Origin of the sequence: Candidatus Seongchinamella marina (genome assembly GCF_026262685.1) — a bacterium.
GTDB lineage: Bacteria > Pseudomonadota > Gammaproteobacteria > Pseudomonadales > Halieaceae > Halioglobus > Halioglobus marinus.
In genome coordinates this window covers 513,238-521,433 of sequence record NZ_SHNP01000004.1, presented here as the reverse complement: position 1 = coordinate 521,433, position 8,196 = coordinate 513,238, and the positions used below count along the sequence as shown (strand labels likewise).

Here is an 8,196-nt window from a genome sequence, read left to right as displayed (position 1 = left end):
ATGGTAGTGTGGGGTATCCCCATGTGAGAGTAGGTCATTGCCAGGCATCTAAAAAGTAAAACCCCCGTAGCGTAGGCTGCGGGGGTTTTGTTTTATGGGGAAGAAACTAGTACTGCCAGCTGGGTCACATTTTGTTTGTACACACTGGCTCGATTCCACTTTCTGGTCTAGGATAGTCACAGACATTTACAACGGAGATTCAACGATGCGTATTGCAATTGCACTGGTGGCAATGGCTTTTCTTGCCGGCTGTTCCAATCATGGCGTAGTCCATTATTCGCCTTATGACCTGGACCGTGACGGTGTACTGGATGCTCGCTGTCCGGGTATGGCATACGAGACCAATGAGAACACCCTTTACGGATGGCGTTCACGTGCATCTGGAGAGTGTGCCGAGCAGGCACCGATGGAAGACAGTTAATAGCTCTATACTAGCGTGAGTCCACTCGGGCTCGCGTGGTTTCAGTCAGTATACAATGTACTGATTGTCTGCACTTTCCCTTGGCGACTGATCCGGGCAAATGAAACATTGTTTGTACTGCCTATAGACCCCTGCGATGGTACGAAATTCTACACAGAAACGTCTGTGGAGTTGATGCACTGACTCGATTTTTTTGTTTCTACTAGATAAACCAAGCCGCGATAAAAATCGCAGCTTGGTTTTGAGCGTAGGAGACTTTAGTGTCTATTCAGGGCAGCTGCCTAACTCGTCTCGCTCGCTAATGTCGATAGCCTTTGCGGAGCAGGTCCACGCCTCGGAGTAGTCCGGTCCGTCGCTGTTCGGAGAAAGCGTAATTGTAAGCTCACCCGTTGTATCAGGTCTTGACTCACTGCAGCCATCGTACTCAACCTCGCCTTCCTGGCTAAATTGAATGGGAAAAGCTCCGGGCGATGTAGTATTCGGAACTTCGAAACTGGAATTGCCCGGAATAGTGCAAGGTGCACTAACTTCAACATTCACAGTTGAGCCTGCTGTAGGTTTGCTGTTGAAGATGTCTGAGACGTAGGCTGTGTAAGTGCCACCGTCGTAACTGGTTCCAGTCATCGGAGAGCGTCCACGATAGAGTGCAATATCCCAGTTGGGGTCAGTAGACAGAATCAATACTGCACTGTCGCGAACGTTGAGTAGTTCTCTACTACAGTACACTCCATCACCTTCTTCAGGGCAAAGGAGGCCATTGTAAACAGCCTCCACGCCTTCATCGGGGTAGCCGTTAAGCTCATCGTCACCGTCTGCGTCGAATCTGCCGTTGTTGTTAAAGTCGGTAAAAATTTCCTCTGATCCGGCTTTGCAGGTCAGTGAGTCAGGGTTTGAGACACAAGACGTGGTTGCCGAGTCGTAGAACCCATTTTCACTATTGTCCAGGAAGGCTTCCGTAAGGTTTGTCCAGCGCTCCCCCTCGTCATAAACCCCGTTGGCGTTGCTGTCAACAAAAGACTCTTCGCCAATAGCGGTTACCAAAATAGTGGATCGGCCGCCTCTAATGCTTCCCAAATCGTCTGGACATGGGCCGCTTGCGCCGCTGTGGCTCGGGCAGCTGTATCCACTGTCATTAATCGTAACCACCAAATCCTGGTTTTCTTCCAGCGTGGGCACGCGAGGGGATTGGCTGGTCCAGGTTACCTCGCATGCACCGCCAGTTGTTTCACAAGATGACTCAATTGAGCCGTATTCAGTAGTGAAGACGGCAGCAGTGCCGTCGGGCACTGGGTTGTTGAACTTGTCTGCCATCCGCACAATGAGTTTGCGTGTTACGCCATCTCTAGTCATACCCTCTTCCACGACGAAGCTCTCTTCAACGGAAAGCGAGATCGAGTTCTGGTCAGGAAGGCCAGTGCTTACCTTGAGTACGTCAGAGACAGCCGAAGCTTCACCGAGTTCACCTGCATCAGCGGTCGCGACCACACGAACAACGGTTGCCACGTCGCCTGAAGAAACAATCGTTGAAACATTACCGTCGGCATCAGAAGTAGCCGTTTTAGGCGAGAAGCTCAGGCCACCAACGTCTGTGGTCAGACCGAAGATAACATCAACGTCTTCCACGGGCTGATTGTTCCCGTTAACTACTCGGAAGACAATTTCAGATTTTTCCTGCCTGGAGGGGCCTCCGCCGGTGCCCTTGAGGACAATCAGCTCTGGGGTTGCGCGGACAAAGGTCAGGCCACCTGCTATAGCATCGGATATTTCTATTGTACCGAAGGCCATAGAGCCCGCACCGATGATCTCTGCGGTCAATTCATCTGTGCCAGCACAGTCCTCCGATTTATAGAGAACTTCAATGCGACCCCCAATCACTGGGATAGGATTAGCCGGCGTTAGGACAGAGTCACCGACATCAATACACAAGCTACTGATATCGATGCTCTCTGCAGTCCCTACGGGAAGGCCATTTTCATCGACAATTGCAAGGTCCAGAATAGCCTCGCCTTTGGATGGTATCGTGCCGTCCGGTGTAATTCCGATTTCGGCATCGTAATAGGTGGTGCCTTCAAGGCGACCGAGGCGGAGGTTGCCCACACCAATTTCGAAGTTTACAAATTTTTCGATGATTTCACCGTTTTCATCAGTCACCTGAATACCGATGGTTCCCGCGCCGCGGTCTGCGCCGGCGCGGACAGTGAACGTTACCGCGCCTTCTGCATTGGTCAGGCCATTACCACTGGATGGATCTAGTAACCCGCTGTCGGTAGACGCGGTAACGATAAGATTAGGAACCGGCGGGCCAATGTCATTTGGATCGTTTTCAGTAACCGGTACACCGTCAATAATCAGGAGTTGGAGTTCACGCACAAGCACTTGTAAAGTGCCGGGCTGATTTGCGGTTACAGTGCTACTGGGGTTTCCTTCTGAGTCCTTGAGAGCCACTTGTAGGTCGTAAGTCGCAATATATTCTTCTACAGGGCCAGATTCACCGGGCCCTTTGAACCCGCCGTCGCTTCCGCCGCCTCCGCCGCCGCATGCAGCAATAGCGAGCGTCGTGGTCAAAGCGACAGCCAGTCGGCTGGTGAAAGTCGCGAATCGTGTCATCATCTTGGTCCTCTATTGCTCACTGTCCAGTGAGTCTTAATATCGTGATTCAACATCCCTGATTCTGGGTCTTAACGCCAGAGTGTCAACCATTCACCTTCCCACATTGTTACAGCTTATCATGCGTCCCTGAAAAAGCCCTGCGAAGAATAACGGCGATTAGCTTTTATGGCTTTGCCGGGAGGCTGGTATCGGGATGCCAAAGTAAATAATAAGCTCGTGGCATGCGAATTAAAGAAAAATATCGGGAAAAGTTATAAAACTTAGACTTATATTGCTATTTGGCCTGAGATTGTCGAAATTATGCGCTATTGGCGATCTTACAAGTGCTTACTGTTAGACTGACACCATGTCTAACAATGTCTTTGATTTGCCGCCTCTTTCCGTCGCCATTGTGGTGTTTAACAGTTCCTTGCCATTGTTGGAACAAACTCTCCAAAGTCTGAGGGTAGCAGCCGAGAAAGTGGTGGGTTCAGACGTGGCTTCGCTGCAGGTGACCATAATAGATAACGGTTCCTCTATGGAGTACCAGTCAGGACTGGAAGCGCTGAGAGTTGAGGGCCTCGAATACTCTTTGCTGCGCTCGCTGGAAAACCGTGGATTTGGAGCAGGCCACAATCGAGGCATTGCCCGGGGGCAGGGAGGTTATCACTTGGTATTAAACCCCGACGTGGATGTGGCTCCCGACGCGTTAAAAGCAGCGATATCGTTGCTCAGTGCTGATCCGGGCACAGTGCTGGTGAGCCCATATTCCCAAGGGTCTGATGGGCAGCAAGAGTTTCTTTGTAAACGCTACCCCTCTGTTTTGGTGCTCGCACTTCGGGCTTTTTTGCCCGTGATTGGGCGCCGCTTTTTTGCGACAGCGCTCCAGAGATATGAGATGAGTGATGTCTGCGGCGCAGATAATAACGTGCACGTACCTCTGGCCAGTGGGTGTTTTATGCTGATGCGCAAAGACCAACTGGTCCAAGTTGGAGGCTTTGACGAGCGATATTTTCTCTATTTTGAAGACTTTGACCTTTCCATGCGACTTGGGAGTCTCGGCGCGCTCTTATATGCACCCTCAGTTCGTATCGTGCATCATGGTGGCTATGCCGCCAGCAAGGGTTGGAGACATCTGAGGATGTTTGCAAGCTCTGGATTTCGCTTTTTTCGCCAGCATGGTTGGCGTTGGATATAGCGCCGGATTGAAAGCTGTTAACATGGGCACTGGGGAGCGATAATTTCGATGCCGATGAATGAACTCAACAGAATGCGATACCTGCAGGCAATGGGGATAGACAGTTATGTCTCTCGCCAACAGTTGCCCGGCGCCGCCCTTACCCGGCGATTGGCTTTGGTCCGCAAGGCGCAATCACCGATGGCCAGAATAACACTGCCAGCGCAAGAACAGCCTTCCCCTCAGGGAAAACCACCGCAGAGACAGCGCGTGGAATTGGCCGTTGATAAGCCAGTAGCAAACGTGGCGCCAGCGGTAAGCGAAAAGCCACTAACACCGGCCGTTCGTTTCAGCCTGGTGGCGATATTTTGCGACGGAATCGCCTGGGTAGAGTCACTGAACGGGCGGCCTCTGGCGAAAGAGCAAGTGCAACTGGTGCGGGGCATGACGAGAGCCGTTTGCGGCGAAGCAGGCAGCCCGCGCATTGCCCAACTCGACTGGCCTATTCACAACAACCCGCAGTTAGATCAGGGCGAAGAGGCGGCCAAGGCCGGAGTAGCCGCTTTTCTGCTTCGTCATATTGAAGAACAAAAGTGCCGTGCGCTGGTGATACTGGGAGCTGACTGCGGTGCCCTCGTTCCATCCACCCCGTTAAGCGGCATTAATCGGGTAGAAACCTGCAGCACTGTGCAAATGCTTGAAGAACCGGGTTGTAAGCAACAGGTGTGGGCTGACTTGCAACCGATTGTCCTGCGTGCCTGAACGTTGCGGTGCGGCGGTGAGGGCCGCCGCGGTGTCAGACCTCGACGCAATGATGTTCCTGGACTCACTGGTGTCAGCTAATCCCTGGAGTCGACAGTCCTTGGCGCGCTACTGTGAACCTGCTCCAGCTGACTCGCACTGTGCATTCGTCTGTGAAGTGTCTCTTAGCTTTTCTGGATTTCTTATTTATTCTCGACTGCTGGATGAGGCCAATATCGACAATGTCGCGGTCAGCCCTCATTACCAGGGACGGGGTTTCGGCCGGGCTCTCTTACTGACGGCACTCGACAATATGTGCGCTATTGGCCTCAAGCGTTGCATGCTGGAAGTGCGAGAGTCTAATGTTGCAGCCAGGGCGCTTTATGAGAACAATGGTTTCGTGATCGATGGGGTGAGGCCCCAGTACTACAAAACGCAGCAAGGCCGCGAAGATGCCCTGCTAATGTCCAGGAGGTTGTAGCGTGTCTTTCAGCGTATTGGAAACAGAGTGGTGGAGCATGGCGGTGCCGCCGGAATGGTGGGCTGAGTCCGAGGAGGACAGTATCCTTGTGGGTGACCATGATGATGTGGGCTGTATCGAGATTTCAACGTTGCATAAAGAAAGCGGCGAATTCGCCACCGACTCCGTTGAAAAAATCGCGAGGGATGAAGCTGAGCAATCACTGCAGTGGAGCACGGTCAGCCTGGGAGACTTTCGCGGCGTAAGTGCGGACTATCAGGAGGAGGGCGTGGCAATTCGGGAGTGGTATGTGGCCAGAGGTTCCTTGCTGCTATTTATTACCTATAGCTGCGAGGACGAAAACCGGGGTATGGACGATTCTGCGGTCGATGAAATTTTGGATACCCTGATCGCGGTCTCTAACTGATAGTGCCGGTGACCCTGACCCGCTTGGAACCCTTGACGGGCCTTTCTTTAAGCGAATCCAATCGCGTTTGAATGCGCGCATCAATGATGTTTTTCACTGCGATGATCAGCCCGGTGAAGATGAACGCACCTGGCGGCAGGATAGCCAGCAGAAACGCCTGGTAGTTATCGACGATCACGATCTTCCAGTCCGCAGCGCCGGGCCCAAACAGCAATTGCATATCGGCGAAAAGTGCCCCTGTGCCAGCCAGCTCGCGCAAGCCACCCAGCAGTATCAGAATGACTCCAAAGCCCGCCCCCATGATCAGTCCGTCGTAGATAGAGGGCAGTAAGCCATTTTTACAGGCGAAGGCCTCGGCTCGGCCGAGAATCACGCAATTGGTGGTAATCAGCGGCAGGAAGATCCCCAAAATTTGATAGAGCTCGTAGGCAAAGGCCTGCATCAGCAGTTCGATGCAGGTGACGGCTGAGGCAATAATCATCACGAAGACTGGCAGGCGCACAGCATCAGAGACAATATTGCGGATGAGGGAGACAGCCGTATTAGAGGTTACCAGCACCAGACAGGTGGCCAGGGCCAGGCCGATCGCATTAACTACCGAGCCGGTAACAGCCAATAAGGGGCAAAGGCCGAGTAGTTGGACAATAGCAGGGTTGTTCTTCCACAGTCCATTGAGGGACAGTTCTCTGTAGCTGACTTCGGCCATTACTGTACTCCTGCTTCGGAATTGGAGGGAGGCGTTCCGTACAAAGCCTCGGCGTTAGCGGCCGCATATTCCAGAACTTTGCGTGTCGCCACAACCACAGCCCGTGGCGTGATGGTAGCGCCGGTGAAAGAGTCAAACTGGCCATTGTCTTTTTTTACGGCCCAGCCACTGGCTTGGGGGGAGCCAAGAGACTTGCCATTGAAACTCAATATCCAGTCGCTTTTTGCAAGGTCAACTTTGTCACCGAGGCCGGGCGTTTCTTTGTGAGAAAGGGTGCGCACACCCGCCACACTACCATCGGCGTTAACGCCCACAATCAGGTCAATGTCACCACTGTAGCCGTCTCGCGCAGTGGCCGGAATAATTGCCGCCACGACGCTCTGTCCCTGCTTCGCCAGATAGATTGTCTTGTCGGTTCGGAGTCCCAATTCAGTGGCTCCAGTCCCAACAGGTACAGTGTCATCAAGCATGGAATTGTCGTGACGTGCCCTCGGTATAATTTGCAGCAGTGCTTTTTCTTCCGCCTTGCGAATTTCTTCGGCAATGCGATCCTTGGTCAGTAAGTAACTGCCGGCGAGAAGCGTGCCGGTAACAATGGCGAACAAGCCAAGAAGTATCGAGTTACGAGTGATGGACTGGCCTATCATTCATTGTTCTCCCTGCGCGCTGCGTGTCCGTATGAGCGTGGTTGGGTGTACTGGTCTATAAACGGAGCCGCGAAATTCATTATCAACACGGCAAAAGCGACGGCATCGGGATAGTTGCCATAAACACGTATCAGGTAAACCAGCAGTCCAATCAACGCGCCAAAAACCAGCCTGCCCCGGGTGGATACTGCTGAGCTGACCGGATCGGTGATAATAAAAAATGCACCGAACATAGTCGCGCCACTGAGCAGGTGGAATAAAGGTGAGCCGCCACTGGCACTGCTGCCCCCGTCATAGAACAATGCTGCGGTCAGTGCCAGAGCCACCAACATGGCGATCGGTGCGTGCCAGGTGAAAACTCGCTGATATAGCAGCCACAGACCGCCAGCCAAAAATGCCAGGCTGGCCCATTCCCAGCCGATGCCGGCCCAGCGCCCAAACTGGACATTTTGCTGCCACAGATCGTCCATTAACAAGCTGTTGTTCTGCTTCAGCAGGTCCAGTGGCGTCGCCATCGTCACCGCATCGAAATTACCGGGTGTAAAACATGCCTGTAGTGCATCTAGCAGCCCCGGCAGCTCGCCGACCCCCCGGGGCGCGGCCCAGCTGCTCATCTGAACCGGAAATGAGATGAGCAGGACGACATAGCCGACCATTGCAGGGTTGAAGGGGTTGTAGCCCAGGCCGCCATAGAGATGCTTGGCCAAAAGAATAGAGGAAGCAATGCCAACCGCGATTAGCCACCAGGGGGAATAAGGAGGCAGGGCAATACCTAGCAGTACGGCGGTAACCAAGGCACTGTAATCGCCAAGATAAAAACCCAGTGGACGTTTACGCAAACGTAGCGCCAACGCCTCAAAAGCGAGCGCAAGAATGGAGGCCCAGATAATATTGACCAGCGTGCCGAAGCCGAAGAAGTGCGTTAGTACTATGACTCCCGGCACGGTTGCCAATAATACGTTTTGCATGACTCGGGCGGTGCTCATCGGCCCATGCGCGTGGGGCGATGTGATGCGCATCAATGCCAC

9 protein-coding genes are annotated in these 8,196 nt (G+C 53.1%); 5 read left to right on the top strand and 4 right to left on the bottom strand.

Annotated elements, in window-relative coordinates:
* Positions 1–205: 205 nt before the first annotated feature.
* Positions 206–421 carry a hypothetical protein gene (locus tag EYC87_RS13670; RefSeq protein ID WP_279253370.1) on the top strand — a complete coding sequence of 72 codons (216 nt, stop codon included), beginning with the start codon at positions 206–208 and terminating at the stop codon, positions 419–421.
* Between the two features lie 264 nt (positions 422–685).
* Here the strand turns inward: EYC87_RS13670 and EYC87_RS13665 are convergent, their stop codons facing one another.
* Positions 686–3,031: a hypothetical protein gene (locus EYC87_RS13665; protein WP_279253369.1), complete on the bottom strand. Its 2,346-nt coding sequence runs from the start codon at positions 3,029–3,031 to the stop codon at positions 686–688.
* A gap of 346 nt (positions 3,032–3,377) precedes the next feature.
* On the opposite strand from EYC87_RS13665, the gene EYC87_RS13660 reads away from it, so the two are divergent.
* The 4 genes from EYC87_RS13660 to EYC87_RS13645 are packed head-to-tail and all read left to right on the top strand — an operon-like array spanning position 3,378 to position 5,815.
* Positions 3,378–4,208, top strand: coding sequence for a glycosyltransferase family 2 protein (locus EYC87_RS13660; protein WP_279253368.1), 831 nt, complete (start codon positions 3,378–3,380; stop codon positions 4,206–4,208).
* Between the two features lie 48 nt (positions 4,209–4,256).
* Positions 4,257–4,949 (top strand): hypothetical protein, encoded by a 693-nt coding sequence (locus EYC87_RS13655; protein WP_279253367.1) that lies wholly within the window; start codon positions 4,257–4,259, stop codon positions 4,947–4,949.
* The gene (gene rimI, locus EYC87_RS13650) at positions 4,942–5,409 is read left to right on the top strand and encodes a ribosomal protein S18-alanine N-acetyltransferase (RefSeq protein WP_279253366.1); all 468 of its coding nucleotides are present in this window, start codon (positions 4,942–4,944) and stop codon (positions 5,407–5,409) included. The genes EYC87_RS13655 and rimI overlap by 8 nt, the downstream gene beginning before the upstream one ends.
* Position 5,410: 1 nt before the next feature.
* Positions 5,411–5,815 (top strand): DUF3805 domain-containing protein, encoded by a 405-nt coding sequence (locus tag EYC87_RS13645; protein WP_279253365.1) that lies wholly within the window; start codon positions 5,411–5,413, stop codon positions 5,813–5,815.
* On the opposite strand, the gene EYC87_RS13640 is transcribed toward EYC87_RS13645, so the two are convergent.
* Genes EYC87_RS13640 through rsxD form a run of 3 tightly spaced genes read right to left on the bottom strand, consistent with a single transcriptional unit; the run spans position 5,808 to position 8,196 of the window.
* A complete protein-coding gene (locus EYC87_RS13640) occupies positions 5,808–6,521 on the bottom strand; it encodes an electron transport complex subunit E (protein WP_279253364.1) in 714 nt (237 codons plus the stop codon). The two genes, EYC87_RS13645 and EYC87_RS13640, sit on opposite strands and share 8 nt — an antisense overlap.
* The gene (gene rsxG / locus EYC87_RS13635; RefSeq protein WP_279253363.1) at positions 6,521–7,168 is read right to left on the bottom strand and encodes an electron transport complex subunit RsxG; all 648 of its coding nucleotides are present in this window, start codon (positions 7,166–7,168) and stop codon (positions 6,521–6,523) included. Before rsxG ends, EYC87_RS13640 begins: the two co-directional genes overlap by 1 nt.
* Positions 7,165–8,196: an electron transport complex subunit RsxD gene (gene rsxD / locus EYC87_RS13630; RefSeq protein WP_279253362.1), complete on the bottom strand. Its 1,032-nt coding sequence runs from the start codon at positions 8,194–8,196 to the stop codon at positions 7,165–7,167. Before rsxD ends, rsxG begins: the two co-directional genes overlap by 4 nt.